The sequence below is a fragment of the Amycolatopsis stemonae genome (assembly GCF_054781455.1).
In genome coordinates this window covers 508,013-522,374 of the sequence record NZ_BAAGUJ010000002.1, presented here as the reverse complement: position 1 = coordinate 522,374, position 14,362 = coordinate 508,013, and the positions used below count along the sequence as shown (strand labels likewise).

Annotated in this window: 16 protein-coding genes; 10 read left to right on the top strand and 6 right to left on the bottom strand. The window is 71.2% G+C overall.

Going from position 1 to position 14,362, the window contains the following annotated elements; all coding sequences use genetic code 11:
• The first annotated feature begins 30 nt into the window (after positions 1-30).
• The 3 genes from pheA to ACYVLJ_RS08680 all read left to right on the top strand — a co-directional run bounded on the left by pheA (position 31) and on the right by ACYVLJ_RS08680 (position 2,318).
• Positions 31-939, top strand: coding sequence for a prephenate dehydratase (gene pheA, locus ACYVLJ_RS08690; protein WP_460438283.1), 909 nt, complete (start codon positions 31-33; stop codon positions 937-939).
• Positions 936-1,553 carry a histidine phosphatase family protein gene (locus ACYVLJ_RS08685; RefSeq protein WP_460438282.1) on the top strand — a complete coding sequence of 206 codons (618 nt, stop codon included), beginning with the start codon at positions 936-938 and terminating at the stop codon, positions 1,551-1,553. Before pheA ends, ACYVLJ_RS08685 begins: the two co-directional genes overlap by 4 nt.
• 123 nt (positions 1,554-1,676) lie before the next feature.
• Positions 1,677-2,318 (top strand): DUF4232 domain-containing protein, encoded by a 642-nt coding sequence (locus ACYVLJ_RS08680; RefSeq protein WP_460438281.1) that lies wholly within the window; start codon positions 1,677-1,679, stop codon positions 2,316-2,318.
• A gap of 4 nt (positions 2,319-2,322) precedes the next feature.
• Here ACYVLJ_RS08680 and ACYVLJ_RS08675 read toward each other — a convergent pair whose 3' ends face one another.
• The 4 genes from ACYVLJ_RS08675 to ACYVLJ_RS08660 all read right to left on the bottom strand — a co-directional run bounded on the left by ACYVLJ_RS08675 (position 2,323) and on the right by ACYVLJ_RS08660 (position 5,568).
• Entirely contained in the window at positions 2,323-2,808 is a 486-nt protein-coding gene (locus tag ACYVLJ_RS08675; RefSeq protein ID WP_460438280.1) for a hypothetical protein, read from the bottom strand.
• A gap of 38 nt (positions 2,809-2,846) precedes the next feature.
• A complete protein-coding gene (locus tag ACYVLJ_RS08670) occupies positions 2,847-4,088 on the bottom strand; it encodes an MFS transporter (RefSeq protein ID WP_460438279.1) in 1,242 nt (413 codons plus the stop codon).
• Between the two features lie 101 nt (positions 4,089-4,189).
• Positions 4,190-4,540, bottom strand: a complete 351-nt coding sequence (locus ACYVLJ_RS08665; RefSeq protein WP_451971293.1) for a metallopeptidase family protein — start codon at positions 4,538-4,540, stop codon at positions 4,190-4,192.
• A complete protein-coding gene (locus ACYVLJ_RS08660; protein WP_451971296.1) occupies positions 4,540-5,568 on the bottom strand; it encodes a septum formation family protein in 1,029 nt (342 codons plus the stop codon). The genes ACYVLJ_RS08665 and ACYVLJ_RS08660 overlap by 1 nt, the downstream gene beginning before the upstream one ends.
• 154 nt (positions 5,569-5,722) lie before the next feature.
• Between ACYVLJ_RS08660 and ACYVLJ_RS08655 the strand changes: the two genes are divergently transcribed.
• From ACYVLJ_RS08655 to ACYVLJ_RS08635, 5 genes are all read left to right on the top strand, one after another.
• Positions 5,723-6,271: a hypothetical protein gene (locus tag ACYVLJ_RS08655; protein WP_451971299.1), complete on the top strand. Its 549-nt coding sequence runs from the start codon at positions 5,723-5,725 to the stop codon at positions 6,269-6,271.
• On the top strand, positions 6,272-7,438 hold the full coding sequence (locus tag ACYVLJ_RS08650; protein WP_460438278.1) for a glutathionylspermidine synthase family protein: 1,167 nt from the start codon (positions 6,272-6,274) through the stop codon (positions 7,436-7,438).
• Between the two features lie 44 nt (positions 7,439-7,482).
• Positions 7,483-7,935 carry a DUF350 domain-containing protein gene (locus ACYVLJ_RS08645; protein WP_400901572.1) on the top strand — a complete coding sequence of 151 codons (453 nt, stop codon included), beginning with the start codon at positions 7,483-7,485 and terminating at the stop codon, positions 7,933-7,935.
• Positions 7,936-8,004: 69 nt separating this feature from the next.
• Positions 8,005-8,919 carry a haloalkane dehalogenase gene (locus ACYVLJ_RS08640; protein WP_460438277.1) on the top strand — a complete coding sequence of 305 codons (915 nt, stop codon included), beginning with the start codon at positions 8,005-8,007 and terminating at the stop codon, positions 8,917-8,919.
• 82 nt (positions 8,920-9,001) lie between these two features.
• Entirely contained in the window at positions 9,002-9,829 is an 828-nt protein-coding gene (locus ACYVLJ_RS08635; RefSeq protein WP_451971308.1) for a hypothetical protein, read from the top strand.
• On the opposite strand, the gene ACYVLJ_RS08630 is transcribed toward ACYVLJ_RS08635, so the two are convergent.
• On the bottom strand, positions 9,826-10,680 hold the full coding sequence (locus ACYVLJ_RS08630) for a helix-turn-helix transcriptional regulator (protein WP_460438276.1): 855 nt from the start codon (positions 10,678-10,680) through the stop codon (positions 9,826-9,828). The two genes, ACYVLJ_RS08635 and ACYVLJ_RS08630, sit on opposite strands and share 4 nt — an antisense overlap.
• A gap of 93 nt (positions 10,681-10,773) precedes the next feature.
• On the opposite strand from ACYVLJ_RS08630, the gene ACYVLJ_RS08625 reads away from it, so the two are divergent.
• Complete coding sequence (locus ACYVLJ_RS08625) at positions 10,774-11,700, top strand: Rossmann-fold NAD(P)-binding domain-containing protein (protein WP_460438275.1); 927 nt, start codon at positions 10,774-10,776, stop codon at positions 11,698-11,700.
• On the opposite strand, the gene ACYVLJ_RS08620 is transcribed toward ACYVLJ_RS08625, so the two are convergent.
• A complete protein-coding gene (locus ACYVLJ_RS08620; RefSeq protein WP_460438274.1) occupies positions 11,668-12,960 on the bottom strand; it encodes an aspartate aminotransferase family protein in 1,293 nt (430 codons plus the stop codon). The two genes, ACYVLJ_RS08625 and ACYVLJ_RS08620, sit on opposite strands and share 33 nt — an antisense overlap.
• Before the next feature lie 120 nt (positions 12,961-13,080).
• Here ACYVLJ_RS08620 and serS point away from each other — a divergent pair, with 120 nt between their 5' ends.
• Positions 13,081-14,343 (top strand): serine--tRNA ligase, encoded by a 1,263-nt coding sequence (gene serS / locus ACYVLJ_RS08615; protein WP_451971318.1) that lies wholly within the window; start codon positions 13,081-13,083, stop codon positions 14,341-14,343.
• The last annotated feature ends 19 nt before the right edge of the window (positions 14,344-14,362 follow it).

Here is a 14,362-nt window from a genome sequence, read left to right as displayed (position 1 = left end):
GCCACGGCGGGGCCCCGTAGCCTGGGTGGTGTGTCACGGATCGCATACTTCGGCCCCCAGGGGACCTTCACCGAACAGGCCGCGCGGGTCCTCGCCGGCGGCGGAGAACTGATTCCGGTCGAGACCGTCCGGCTGGCGATGACGGCCGTCCGCAAGGGCGAAGCGGACGCCGCGTGCGTCCCCATCGAGAACTCGGTCGAGGGCGTCGTGCCCACGACGCTCGACGCGCTCAGCGAGTCGACTCCGCTGGTCGCCGTCGCCGAAGCCATCCTGCCGATCCAGTTCAGCGTGCTGACCCGGCCCGGCGAGCGCGAGATCAAGACCGTCGCGAGCCACCCGCACGCGCTCGCCCAGGTCCGCGACTGGCTGGAGGAGAACCTGCCGGAGGCGCACCCGGTGGCGTCGTCCTCGACGTCGGCGGCCGCGGTCGGCGTGCTGGAGGGCCAGTTCGACGCCGCGGTCTGCGCGCCGGTCGCCGTCGAGCACTACGACCTCGAGGTGCTGGCCACCGGGGTGGCGGACGTCGACGACGCCGCGACGCGGTTCCTGCTCGTCCGCCAGCCGGGTGAGCTGCCCGAGCCGACGGGGGCCGACCGCACGTCCGTGGTCGCCGCGGCCGTGAACCGCACCGGCACCCTCGCCGAGCTGCTCACGGCGCTGGCCGACCGCGGGATCAACCTGACCCGGCTCGACGCCCGCCCGACGCGGAACAGCTTCGGTGAGTACCGCTTCTTCATCGACTTCGAGGGGCACGTGGCCGAGCCGCGGATCCTCGACGCGCTGACGGCGTTGCGCCGGCACTGCCGCAACCTGCGGTTCCTCGGCTCGCACCCGCGCGCCGACGGCACCCGCACCACGATCGACCCCGGCTACGGCAACGACGACTTCGTCGAGGCCGCCGTGTGGGCCGACGCGGTGCGCAAGGGGGACCTGGCGTGAGGCTGCTGCTCGTCCGCCACGGCCAGACCGAGGGGAACGTCCGGGGCGCGCTCGACACGGCGTTGCCCGGCCCGCCGCTGACCGAGCTGGGCCGCACGCAGGCCGACGAGCTCGCCGTGCGGCTGGCGGGGGAGCCGGTCGTCGCGGTCTACGCGTCCCAGGCGATCCGCGCCCAGCAGACCGCGGCACCGCTGGCCGCGCGGTTCGACCTGGACGTCCAGGTCGTCGACGGCGTCCACGAGGTCGTCGCCGGGGACCTGGAGGGAGCGACCGACCGCGAGTCGATCCGGACGTACCTGGAGGTCGTGCGGCGGTGGACGCTCGGCGAGCTGACGCCGGCGCTGCCCGGCGGGGAGAGCGGCACGAGCGTGCGCACCCGCATGCTCGACGCGGTCGGCGCGCTGCGCGCCAAGCACGAGCAGGCCGACCCGGACGGCGTGGTCGCCCTGGTCTGCCACGGCGGCGCGATCCGGCTGTCGGGTGAATGGCTGGCGCCGAACGTCCACGCGGACGTCGCCAACGCGGCCCTGATCCCGAACACCGGGTTCGTGGAGCTGGAGACGCGTCCGGAGGGCCAGTGGTACTGCCTGAGCTGGGTTGACACGCCGCTCTGACCGTCACGAAAGTGTGATCCCGTCACGTTTAGAACACGTTTGGTGGGGAATTAACGGGTCTGAACCAACCTGCCGTAGCTCCGTACGTCTACCCAGTAGCACCACACCAGGGAGGCGATTGACATGGTTCGGACGAAGCTTTCTCGGTTGTTCCCGGTCCTCGCGGCTTCGGCGGGCGTGCTCGCCCTTTCCGCCTGCGGGAGTGGCGGAACCACGCCCGCGGCCAGCAGCTCGACGCCGTCGACCTCGTCGGCGTCGCCGACCTCCACCACCGCGACCACGGCGGCGCCCAGCCCCAGCTCGACCGCGGCCAGCCAGCCCGTCGCCGCGCCGCCGGACAACGGCCTCTGCAAGGCCGGCGACGTCACGCTGTCGCTCGGCCAGGGCGACGCGGGCGCCGGTTCGTCGTACCGGCCGCTGCTCATCAAGAACAAGAGCTCGAAGCCGTGCACCATCCAGGGCTTCCCCGGCGTCTCGTACGTCGCCGGCGCGGACGGGCACCAGGTCGGCAAGGACGCCTTCCGCGAAGGCACCAAGGGCAACGCGGTCAAGCTGGACCCGGGCCAGTCCGCGGCGGCCGACATCCAGTTCGTCAACGTGCAGAACTTCGACCCCGGCACCTGCCAGCCGACCGCGGTGAAGGGCCTGCGCGTCTACCCGCCGCAGGAGACCGCGTCGAACTTCCTGCCGACCGACGGCACCGCATGCGCGAGCACGAAGATCCCGGGCAACCAGCTCGCGGTGAAGACGGTCCACCCGGCCTGACCCGCTAGATCCTGGCGCAGATCTCCTGCGCCTCGACGAGGTGCCGCTGGCCGGAGATGTCGTTGAAGTGCAGGCTCAGCACCATCCGCGCCACGCCGTCGATGTGGTCGGCCAGCGGCTGGTAGTTGGCGTTCACCTGGGCGGCGGCCGCCGACAGCTCGCGGGCCGCCGTCATCCGGTGCAGGCGTTCCGGGGTGAGGCCGGGCGTCAGCGACGGCTGCGCGTCCCGGCTCGTGTCGGGCAGGTCGCCGACGCGGTCGAGCGCCTGGCACGCGGCCAGGGCGTCGTCGAGCGCTCCGGCGTGCACGCCGGACAGCCCCCACAGCAGGCCGAGCACGCCGCCGCCGAGCACGAACCCGGCCACGGCGCACAGCACCAGCATCCGGCGCGACTGCGGCGGGCTCGCCGCCTTGACCTCGTCGGACTCCGCCGAGGGCTCGTCGAAGCCGGGACCGGCCTCGGTGCCGGTTCCGCTGTCCACGGTGCGCATAGCCGCCTCCCACCACCCGGGTGATGAGATATTTCAGCTCACAAACCCGGATCCTGGTGCATCAGCGCGGTGGCTGAGTCCGATTCGTCATCGAGCGGGAACCGGCGCAGCGCGACCGCCGCGAACGCGGCGATCACCAGCAGCGCCAGCCCGGACACGGCGAACGTCCGCGCGGCCGTGCCGAGCGCCTCGGTGAGCACCCCGCCGAGCAGGGCGCCGACCGGGATGGCGCCCCAGACGACCGTGCGCCAGACCCCGAGCACCCGGCCGAGCAGCTCGCCGGGTACCAGCGTGTGCCGGGCGGTGGCGAGCACGACGTTCACCGCGACGACCGCGGCCGCGAACAGGCCGAACAGCGCCGCGCCGGCCACCGGCGAGCGCACCAGGCCCATCCCGCCGAACCCGGCGCCGCAGCACAGGATCCCGCCGACCACGACCGCCCGCCGCCCGGCCGCGCGCACCAGCCGCGGCGCGATGCCCGCGCCGGCCAGCCCGCCGATCCCGCCGACGAACGCGAAGAGCCCGTACGTCGCGTCCGAGAGGTGGAGGTCGTCGAGCGCGTAGAGCACCAGCTGCGCCTGCGCGAGCTCGCTGACCAGGCTCAACAGTCCGGCGACGACGACCAGCCGCAGCAGCAGCGCGTGCCCGCGCAGCCAGCGCAGGCCGTCCGCCAGCTCGGTGCGCAGCCTGGCCGGCGCCGCCTCGCCGCGGCCGCGGTAGGTGCCGGCGAGCCCGAGCAGCACGGTGGCGGCGATGGCGAAACCCGCGGAGTTGAGGATGAACGGGAAGGCGGCGAAGAGCGCGAAGGTCAGGCTGCCGATCGGGCCGCCGAGGAACGTCTGGCCGACGATCTCGCAGGCCTGCAGCTTGCTGTTGGCCGCGTCGAGCGAGCCGTCGCCGACGACCGCCGGGATCAGGGCGTTGGCCGCGCTGTCCGCGATCGTCTCGGCCGTCCCGATGACCAGGGCCGTGAGGTAGACCAGCCAGATCGTCATCCCGCCCGTGGCGACCAGCACGGCGAGGACGCCGACCACGGCGGCGCGGGCGGAGTTCGCGACGATCATCGCGCGCCGCCGGTCGATCCGGTCGACCAGCGCGCCGGCGACGGCGGCGAACAGCAGCCAGGGCAGGAACTGGGTGGCGGACAGCCCGGCGATGAGCACGGGGTCGTGCGTCAGCGTCGTGGCGAGAAGGGGCAGGGCCACTTTGCCGATGCCGTCGCCGAGGTGGGACGACGCGCTCGACGTCAGCAGCCACGTCAGTCTTCGGGTGTTGTCCATCCGGCCCCCCAGGCACGTATCGCAGTCGCCCCATGACTTCGGGTAACAGGATAAGCGCGTGGTCAGCCGATGGTGGTCACGTTGTCGCTACTAGTGGGAGCTCAGCCCCAGCCGAGCTCGTGGAGGCGGGCGTCGTCGATGCCGAAGTGGTGGCCCAGCTCGTGCACGACGGTGACGAGGACCTCCTCGACGACCTCGTCCTCGTCCTCGCACATCGAGAGGATCGGCTGCCGGTAGATCGAGATCCGGTCGGGCAGCACCCCACCGTACGACGAGGTCCGCTCGGTCAGCGCGATGCCGTGGTAGAGCCCGAGGATGTCCGGCGCCTCTTCGTTGAACTCCTCGACGAGCACGACCACGTTGTCCATCGCCTTGGCGAACTCGGCCGGCACCTCGTCCAGGGCTTCCGAGACCAGTTCCTCGAACCGCTCCCGGCTCATCTCGACGGGCATCAGCCGGACGTCTTCGTGGACGGCGGGGCCGAGCTCGACGTCGCCGGGCCGCCGCCGCCGTCCGAAGGCTGGCCGCCGTCCTGGGGCTGGCCGCCGTCGGGACCGCCGGGGGCCGCCTTGACGCTGCCGGTGACCGCCTGCAGGCCGCTCTTGTCCGGCAGCAGGGCCGCCACCTTGCAGTTGACCTTGGCCGACCCGGCGTCCCAGCTCTCCTGCTCCCGCAGGTCCCAGGTCAGGATCAGCTTCTTCGCGTCCAGGTCGGCGCCGCCGGTGTAGTCCGCCGCCTGCTTGGTGCACTCGGTGTCGAGCCAGGCCTTCTGGTCGTTCTGGGAGGGGTAGCCCTCCTTGAACTTGTCCTGCAGGTTCAGCGTCGCGATGATCTCGTACGAGTGCGGCTGCGCGCAGTCGATCGGGTCGCCGACGCCCTTGCCCTGCAGCGCGAGGCAGGTGCCCGGCTCGAAGACCAGGGACTGGTCCTGGCTCTTCGCCGGCCCGGTGGTCGGCAGCAGCTTGCCGCCCGGGCCCGCCCACTGCAGCCCGCACCGCAGCTGGCGGTCGCCGTCGTCCCACTGCGACGTCGTCGGGCGCAGCAGGTTCGTCGTGAGCTTCCCGTACGGGTCGAGCGGGTGGCCGAGGTAGGGCTTCACGTCCGCGGTGCACTTCTGCTGCGCGATCTGCTGCCACTGGTCCAGCGACGGCACCGGCGCGCCGGCCGGGAACTGGGCGCCGATGTCGACCAGCGTGGTCACCTCGAACAGGTGCGGCTGGGTGCAGGCGACCTTGCGCGCGTCGCTCGCGTCCGGGTTGTCCCAGCTCAGGCAGCTGCCGGGGGGTGAGTGGAAGGCTGCTTCGGCCTCGGCCGAGAGCTTGCCGGCGCCGCCACCGGCCCCGCCGGCGATGCCGTCGCTCCACGAGAAGACGACACTGAGGGCGAGCGCGATGAGCGCGCCCGCGAAGATCCCGCCCATCACGACGCGGGTGCGCAGCGTCTGCGTGGCGGTGGGGAACCGATCGGCGCTGGGAGACATCGCAGTCCATGATGCCCGCGCCGCGCGCGACGTGCGCGATCCGGGTGGTTAGGGTGGTCACGGTTTCGTGGTGGCCGGTGATTACGGAGCGCACATGACGCAGGACAACAGTACTGGGGACCAGCCGCCCCCCGAGCCGCCCAGGCGCGGTTCGATGAGGTTTCAGGACTCGAACACGCAACCCAAGCAACCCTCGATCGCGGAACAGCGGGCGCGCCAGCAGGCGATCGCCCAGCAGGAACGCGACGACGAACTCGCCCGCCAGGCCGACGCGAAGGCGGCCACGCGGCGCAAGATCCTGATCGGCAGCGGCGTCACGGTCGGCCTCGTCGGCCTGGTCGCGACGTTCTACTCGGTCGCCAGGACGGAGAACGTCACCGCCGTCTGCACCGACGCGAGCGGTGTCGTCCAGAACGACGACAACTGCGACGAGAACTACGTCACGAGCCATCACGGCTACTCCAGCGGCGGGTTCTGGTTCATCCCGATCGGCAACGGCAACTACCAGAGCTACCGGTACAACTACGGCGGCACGGGCTCGATCGGGCAGCACGTCTCCGGCGGCAGCTACGACGCGCCGTCGTCGCGCACCAACGTCAACACGAAGTCCGGCAAGTCCGTCCAGCGCGGCGGCTTCGGCATCAGCGGCAAGAGCGGCAGCACCGGGGGCACCGGCGGCAGCGGCAAGAGCGGGGGATCGTAGGTGTACCGGGACCGGCGTGAGCCGCGGCGCGACTGGCAGCGGATCGTCGAGGAGCAGGGACTCGTCTACGGCACGCCGGCCCGCGACAGCAGCGGCCGCATGCGGCCGTACTGGGACGAGTCGGTGCACTACGTCTTCGACATGGACGAGGTCCTCTCGCTCGAAGCGGACGTCGAACTGCTCCACTCGATGTGCCTGGAGGCCGTCGACAACGTCGTGACGACCGAGGGCTACCAGCGCTTCGGCATCCCGGAGTGGGTCTGGCCGCACATCGCCGAGTCGTGGAAGCGGCAGGACCCGCACGTCTACGGCCGGTTCGACCTGCGCTACGACGGCAAGTCGCCGGCGAAGCTGCTCGAGTACAACGCGGACACGCCGACCACGCTGCTGGAGGCGTCGCTGCTGCAGTGGCACTGGAAGACCGACGTCTTCCCGGACGACGACCAGTGGAACTCCATCCACGAGAAGCTCGTCGAGCGCTGGGGGCAGCTGCAGGACAAGCTGCCGTCGAACGAGCTGCACTTCACCTGGTCGGCCGCCGACCCGACCGGCGAGGACAACGTCACCACGGCGTACCTGCAGGAGACCGCGGCCGAAGCCGGGCTCGACACGGTGGGCCTGGCGATCGAGGAGATCGGCTGGGACCCGGTGCTCAAGCGGTTCGTCGACCTCGAAGAGTCCCAGATGGCGACCGTGCTGAAGCTGTACCCGTGGGAGTGGGTGGTCGACGAGGAGTTCGGCCGCCACGCCGTCGAGTCGCTGCCGCGGACGCTGTGGATCGAGCCGCTCTGGAAGATGATCCTTTCCAACAAGACGCTGCTGGCGATCCTGTGGGAGAACTACCCGGGCCACCCGAACCTGCTGCCCGCGTTCGCCGACGACCCCGGCCTGCTCACCGAGTACGTCCGCAAGCCGAAGCTGGGCCGCGAGGGCGCGAACGTCCAGATCGTCGCGACCGGCTACGAGACCCAGACGGACGGCGTCTACGGCGCCGAAGGGTTCGTCTACCAGGCGTTCGACCCGCTGCCCGAGTTCGACGGCTACCGGCCGGCGCTCGGCGCGTGGATCGTCGGCGACAGCTCGGCCGGGCTGGGCATCCGCGAGACGGGCGGGCTGGTCACCGACGACGGTGCCGCATTTGTCCCACATCGCATCCCCGAAGCGTGATACAACACCGTCGCTGATCAGCTCTTTCCCCTGGGAGACAATTCGTGAACACGACCCTTGCGCTGTCCGACACGTTCGGCTCCGACCTCGTGCGGGGGATCGGCGCGATCCTCCTGTACGGCGTCGTCGGCCTGCTGCTGATGTTCGCCGGCTTCTACGCGATCGACTGGACCACGCCGGGCAAGCTGTCGAAGCTGGTGCACGCGGGCCTGCCGAACGCCGTGATCATCACCGCGTCCGGGCTGCTCGCGATGTCGTTCATCATCGTGGTGGCGATCTTCAACTCGGCCAGCGACCTGACCGGCGGTCTGATCACGTCGCTCGTCTACGGCCTGCTCGGGATCGCCGTGCAGGTGATCGCGGTGCGGCTGCTGGAGTGGGCGACCCGGATCGACGTCGGCTCGATGATCGAGAGTGAGAAGTTCGAACCGGCCAGCGTCGTGGTCGCGGCCGCGCACATCGCGCTGGGTCTCGTGATCGCGGTCGGCATCTCCTGATCCGCTCGTCGTGGGCCATCCGGTGGGGATGGCCCACGGGCGTGGCCGCGTTCGCCCGTTCGCACTAGCGTGGGGTTCGTGCGCCTGCTGAGGACACCGGACGACCGGTTCACGGACCTGCCCGACTTCCCCTTCGAGCCGAAGTACGCGGAGCTCGACGACCCGTACGACGGCGTGATCAGAGTGGGGTACGTGGAGGCCGGGCCGGCGGACGGTCCCGTGGTGCTGCTGCTGCACGGCGAGCCGAGCTGGTCCTACCTCTACCGCAAGATGCTCCCGGTCCTGGCGGCGGCGGGCTTGCGCGCCATCGCGCCGGACCTGGTCGGCTTCGGCCGGTCCGACAAGCCGGGCGACCTGGTGGACCACACCTACGCGCGGCACGTGGAGTGGATGCGCGCCTTCGCGTTCGACGCCCTCGACCTGCGGGACGTGACCCTGGTCGGCCAGGACTGGGGCGGCCTGATCGGGCTGCGCCTGGTCGCGGAGAACCCATCGCGCTTCGCCCGGGTGGTGGCGGCCAACACGGGCCTGCCCACCGGCGACGTCGACATGCCGCCGGTGTGGCACAAGTTCCGCGAAGCCGTCGAGAACGCCCAGGTGCTCGACATCGCGCGCTTCGTCCAATCGGGGTGCCGGTCAACGTTGTCGGACGAGGAGCGCGCGGCCTACGACGCACCGTTCCCGAACGAGATGTACAAGGCCGCCCCGCGCGCGATGCCGTCCCTGGTCCCGTACCGCCCGGACGACCCGGCGTCGGAAGCGAACCGCGCGGCGTGGAAGACGTTGACGGAGCTGGAAATCCCGTTCCTGGTGGCCTTCTCCGACGGCGACCCGATCACGGGCGGAATGGCCCCGATCCTGCAGCGCTCGATGAAGGGCGCCCAGGGCCTGGAACACCCGGTGATCGCCGACGCCGGCCACTTCCTGCAGGAAGACGCGGGCGAGGAACTGGCCCGGCACGTGGTGACCTTCGTGCGGGGCTGAGCTCCGTTCGGATCTTGCCCGGAACCGGCCGCGAGGAGGACTTCCAGGTCAAGGTGGCCGAGCTCAAGAAGCGGTACTACGAATGACAAGACGAAAGCTCCTGGTCGTGGCCGCGGTCGTGGTGGTCGCCGCCGGTGGGGTGACCGCTGTGGTGCTGTCGGCTCGGGGTGAACCGGCGGCGGGGCCGTGTGACATCCCGGCGTCGGTTCGCGAGGCGCCGGTGCCCGTGACGGGCGGGATCGAAGTCGAGGACAAAGGGGTCTCGACCGCCGGTTTGGTGAGCATGGGGGCGGTCCTGCGCAACACGGGTGATCGGATCGCCTACCGGACCAGGGTGACGCTCAAGGTCGTCGTGTCGGTCGACGGGTTGCCTCCGGGGCCCGTCCAGGGGCCGCTGATGACGATGGAGATCCCGGTGCTCATGCCGGGTCAGCGCGTGGGTGTGGGCCGGCCGCTCATCGGCGTCAGCGCGACGAACCGGGTCGTCTCGGCGGACGTCGAGGTGGGCACGACCACCTGGCTGCCCGCCGGGGCGCTCGGTGCGTTCAGTCCGGTGACGGACACCTACGAGTCCACCACGCGGGCCACGGCCTCGGTGCCCGCCGACGTCGTCCGGTACACCGAGCGGTCGGCCAACTGCCGGGCGCTGGCCGGCCGCCGGACCGCGGTGGTGTTCCGCGATGCCGGCGGCAAGATCGTCGGTGGTGGGCTGCTGCCGCCCGATGGGAAGGGCAACCCGGCCGGCAGCCCGCAGCCGGCGCCGGCGAGTCCGTCCTGCTCACCCGGCGAACGCAGCACCTGGGTCGTGCCCCTGCAGAACATCCCGCCCGGCACCGACGACAAGCGCACCGAGCTGTTCTCTTACTGCGATCTCGACGCGCCGCCGTCCGACGTGAACGCGGTCGACTAGACCTCCAGGGACTGGGTGCCGAGGACGGTGGCGAGCTCCAAGCGGTCGGCGTCCTCGGTGCCGGGCTCCGCCGTGTAGACGCTGATGCGCAGGTCGTCGAGGGTGACCAGCAGGGTGTCGCAGTCGAGGGTGATCGGGCCGACCGCCGGGTGGTCGATCGTCTTGCGGCGGGAAGGGTCCGTCAACGGTGGTGGGGCTTCGGCGTTCCACAGCTCGGCGAAGCGCGGGCTGCCCGCGGTCAGGTCCGCGACCAAGCGCCGCAGGGCGTGGTCGGCGGGGTAGCGCGACGCCGTCAGGCGCAGGTCGGCGACGAGCCTGGCCTCGTGCTCGGCCTGCTCCTGCGGGGTGTGGACGACCCGGGACGGCAGGTGCGTGACGGTGCGCCAGACGGCGTTGCGGTCCAGGCCGCGCCAGCTCGTCGTGTCGCCCATCAGCGCGTTGAACGGCGCGTTCGCCAGCACGAGCGTCCAGGTGGCGTCGTAGACGACCACCGGGGTGTGCGAGAGCCGGTCGAGCAGCCGCTGCACGCTCGGCGTGATCCGCGACGGCACGACGTCCGGGCCCGGGGCCGCGTGGCCCGCCAGGCGGTGGAGCAGGTCGCGTTCGACGTCGGACACGCGCAGTGCCCGGGCCAGCGACTCCACGACCTGCGCCGACGGGGCCGTCGCGCGGCCCTGCTCGAGGCGGGTCAGGTAGTCGGCCGAGATGCCGGCGAGGGCGGCCAGCTCTTCGCGGCGCAGCCCGCTGGCCCGGCGCCGGCGGCCGGCCGGGACGCCGACGTCTTCGGGCGCCAGGCGGTCTCGCCAGCGGCGCACCGTCCGGCCGAACTCCCACTCCTCCACGCCGTCCATTCTGGACGAGCCGACGCCGGTTGTCCTGGCCCTGGCAGTCCTACGAAAACCGGACGACTGGTTGCCGTCCGGCCGTTTTCGCAGGCTGGAGCCATGACCGAACCCGGAACCGTGCTCATCACCGGCCCCACCCGCAACCTGGGCCGCCACGCCGTGCTGGCCCTCGCCGCCCGCCCCGAACGGCCTGATCTGCTGCTCGTCGGACGCGCCGGACCCGACCTGGCCGCCGTCGCCGACGAAGCCCGCGCGCTGGGCGCCACCGTCCGCGAGATCGGCTGCGACCTGGCGAGCCTCGCCGACGTCCGCGCCGCCGCGGCCACCGCCCGCGAGCTGCTCGACACCGGCGCCGTGCGGCCGCTGCGCGCACTGGTCGCCAACGCCGGCGTGATGTCGGCCGACACCCGGCGTGCCTCGGCCGACGGCTATGAGCTGACCTTCGCCGTCAACCACCTCGCGCACGCCCAGCTCATCGGCGACCTGCTCGGCTCGTTCGCCGCCCCGGCGCGGATCGTGCTGATCGGCTCGAACACCTACCACGCCAACTTCTGGCGCAAGCTCCTCCACGTGGCCGAGGCCGACTGGGCCGACCCGCTCGAACTCGCCCGCCCGGGCACCGGCGAGCCCGGCATGGCGGCCTCCGGCGTCGCCTACTCGAACGCCAAGCTGGCGATCCTCTACTACGCCCACGAGCTGCAGCGGCACACGGACGTCCACGTGTCCGTGTTCGAACCGGGCTGGATGCCCGGCACCGCGCTGGGCCGCGGTGCCCCCGCGGCGTTCCAGGCGATCAGCCGCGCCCTGGCCCGGATCCCCGGCGTCTCGACGCCGCAACGCTCGGGGCCGCTGCTCGCCGCGATGGCCGTCGACGAGAAGTGGGCCCACCTGCGCGACGGCGCGTTCGTGGTGAAGGACAAGCTCACGGAGGTCCAGCCGGTCGCCCACGACCGTGGTCGTGAGCGCCGGCTGTGGGAGGCGACCGCCGAGCTGCTAGGCGAGCGCCGCGTGGGTGGCCGCCAGTGAGTCGACCAGGATGTCCAGCCCTTCCTGGGCTTCGTCGGCGGTGAGCGTCATCGGCGGGCCCAGGCGCAGGACGTTGCCGTGCAGGCCGCCCTTGCCGATCAGCAGCCCGCGCTTCTTCGTCTCCTCGAGCATCCGCGCGGCCGCCGCCACGAACGGCTCGGTGGTGCCCGGCTTGACCAGCTCGACGCCGATCATCAGGCCCTTGCCGCGCACCTCCGCCACCAGGGGCGACGACGCGGCGCGCAGCCCATCGAGCAGCTGCGACCCGCGGGCCGCGCAGTTCGCCTGCAGGTCGTGGTCCTTGATGTAGTCGAGCACCGCCGTCGCGCCGGCCATCGAGACCGGGTTGCCGCCGAACGTGGAGAACGACTGGGCCTGGAAGCAGTCCAGGACATCTCCGCGGGCGACCACGCCGCCCACCGCGAGGCCGTTCCCGAGGCCCTTCGCGAACGTCATCATGTCCGGCGTGACGCCGTGCGCGTCGATGCCCCAGAAGTGCTCGCCCGTGCGGCCCCAGCCGGTCTGGACCTCGTCGGAGACGAAGAGCACGCCGTAGGAGTCGAGGACCTCCTTCATGGCGCGGAACAGGCCGTCCGGCGGCAGGCTGAACCCGCCGACGCCCTGGATCGGCTCGGCGATCAGGCAGGCGACGTCGCCCGCGGTCGCCGTGTCGAGCACGTCGACGAGGTCCGCGACGCAGGCCTTGATGTAGTCCGCGTCCGACAGGTCCCGGAACGGGCTGCGGTAGCGGTAGCCGCCGTGGACGTAGTTGACCTTCACCGGGCTCAGCGCCGACGCCGACCAGCCGCGGTTGCCGGTGATCGCGACCGTCCCGAAGGACCGGCCGTGGTAGGAGTTCCGCATCGCCAGCACCTGGTTGCTGCGCCGGAACTGCGTCGCCAGCATCAACGCCGTGTCGTTGGCCTCGCTGCCGGAGTTGGTGAAGAACACCTTGGCGTCCGGGATGTTCGACAGCTTCGCGATCCGCTCGGCCAGCTCGACCTGCGAGCGGATCAAGTACAGCGTCGAGGTGTGCAGGATGCCGGTGTCGAGCTGCTTGCGGACCGCGTCGCCGATCTCCGCGACGTCGTAGCCCATCGAGTTGGTCAGCACCCCGGCGAAGAAGTCGAGGTACGTGCGGCCCTGCGAGTCCGTCATCCGCCGGTCGTGCGCGTGCACGATCTCGATCGGCTCTTCGTAGAGCAGCGACATCCAGGACGGCATGACAGCGCGGTGCCGGGCGAGCAGCTCGTCGGTCATCGAACGCCTCCTCTGCGGTTTCCCTGGAGTATGAGGAGGCCGTGAACAGCGCTTCAACGATCAGACTGTCGGGATAACCCAGTAGGGCCGCACAGTCTGTACGGACTACCCTTTGTCCTCGTGATTGACCCCAGGACACTGCGCGAAGACCCGGAGGCCGTGCGCGCGTCGCAGCGCGCCCGTGGTGAAGACGAGGGAGTGGTCGACAAGCTGCTCTCCCTCGACTCCCGGCGCCGGTCTTCGATCGCGGCTGCCGACAAGCTGCGCAACGAGCAGAAGCTCCTGGGCAAGCAGATCCCGAAGGCGCCGCCGGAGGAGAAGCAGCAGCTGCTGGCCACGGCCAAGGAGCTCGCCGCGCAGGTCAAGGCCGCCGAAGCCGAGCAGAACACGGCGTCGGAGGAGTTCGACCAGCTCTTCCGCACCCTGCCGAACCTCGTGCACCCGGACGCGCCGGTCGGCGGCGAAGACGACTTCACCGTGCTCAAGCACGTCGGCGAGCCGACGAAGTTCGAGTTCGCCCCGAAGGACCACCTCGAGCTGCTCGAAGCCCTCGGCGGCGTCGACATGGAACGCGGCGCCAAGGTTTCGGGCTCGCGGTTCTACTTCCTCACCGGCGTCGGCGCGCAGCTGCAGCTCGGCCTGCTCAACATGGCCATCGCGCAGGCACTCGAAAACGGCTTCACGCCGATGATCACGCCGTCGCTGGTCCGCCCGGAGATCATGGCCGGCACCGGCTTCCTCGGCCAGCACTCGAGCGAGATCTACCACCTCGAGGACGACGACCTGTACCTCGTCGGCACGTCGGAGGTGCCGCTCGCGGGCTTCCACGCCGACGAGATCCTCGACCTGAACGACGGCCCGAACCGCTACGCGGGCTGGTCGTCCTGCTACCGCCGCGAAGCGGGCTCGTACGGCAAGGACACCCGCGGCATCATCCGCGTCCACCAGTTCGACAAGGTGGAGATGTTCGTCTACGCCAAGCCGGAGGACGCCGAAGCGGAGCACGAGCGGCTGCTCGGCTGGGAAGAGCAGATGCTCGCGAAGATCGAGGTGCCCTACCGGGTGATCGACACCGCGACCGGCGACCTCGGCACGTCCGCGCACCGCAAGTTCGACTGCGAGGCGTGGATCCCGACCCAGGACACCTACCGCGAGCTGACCTCGACGTCCAACTGCACGACGTTCCAGGCCCGCCGCCTCTCGGTCCGCTACCGCGGCGAGAACGGCAAGCCCCAGATCGCCGCGACGCTCAACGGCACCCTGGCCACCACGCGGTGGATCGTCGCGATCGTCGAGAACCACCAGCAGGAAGACGGCTCCGTCCGGGTGCCCGAGGCGCTGCGGCCGTTCGTCGGCGGCAAGGAAGTCCTGACGCCGCGCTGAATCGGGCGGATCCCCGGTG

Coding starts and splice junctions, on each gene's coding strand:
- ACYVLJ_RS08680 (WP_460438281.1), top strand. CDS start 1,677: ATGGTTCGGACGAAGCTTTCTCGGTTGTTCCCGGTCCTCGCGGCTTCG.
- ACYVLJ_RS08675 (WP_460438280.1), bottom strand. CDS start 2,808: ATGCGCACCGTGGACAGCGGAACCGGCACCGAGGCCGGTCCCGGCTTC.
- ACYVLJ_RS08670 (WP_460438279.1), bottom strand. CDS start 4,088: ATGGACAACACCCGAAGACTGACGTGGCTGCTGACGTCGAGCGCGTCG.
- ACYVLJ_RS08665 (WP_451971293.1), bottom strand. CDS start 4,540: ATGCCCGTCGAGATGAGCCGGGAGCGGTTCGAGGAACTGGTCTCGGAA.
- ACYVLJ_RS08660 (WP_451971296.1), bottom strand. CDS start 5,568: ATGTCTCCCAGCGCCGATCGGTTCCCCACCGCCACGCAGACGCTGCGC.
- ACYVLJ_RS08655 (WP_451971299.1), top strand. CDS start 5,723: ATGAGGTTTCAGGACTCGAACACGCAACCCAAGCAACCCTCGATCGCG.
- ACYVLJ_RS08635 (WP_451971308.1), top strand. CDS start 9,002: ATGACAAGACGAAAGCTCCTGGTCGTGGCCGCGGTCGTGGTGGTCGCC.
- ACYVLJ_RS08630 (WP_460438276.1), bottom strand. CDS start 10,680: ATGGACGGCGTGGAGGAGTGGGAGTTCGGCCGGACGGTGCGCCGCTGG.
- ACYVLJ_RS08625 (WP_460438275.1), top strand. CDS start 10,774: ATGACCGAACCCGGAACCGTGCTCATCACCGGCCCCACCCGCAACCTG.
- ACYVLJ_RS08620 (WP_460438274.1), bottom strand. CDS start 12,960: ATGACCGACGAGCTGCTCGCCCGGCACCGCGCTGTCATGCCGTCCTGG.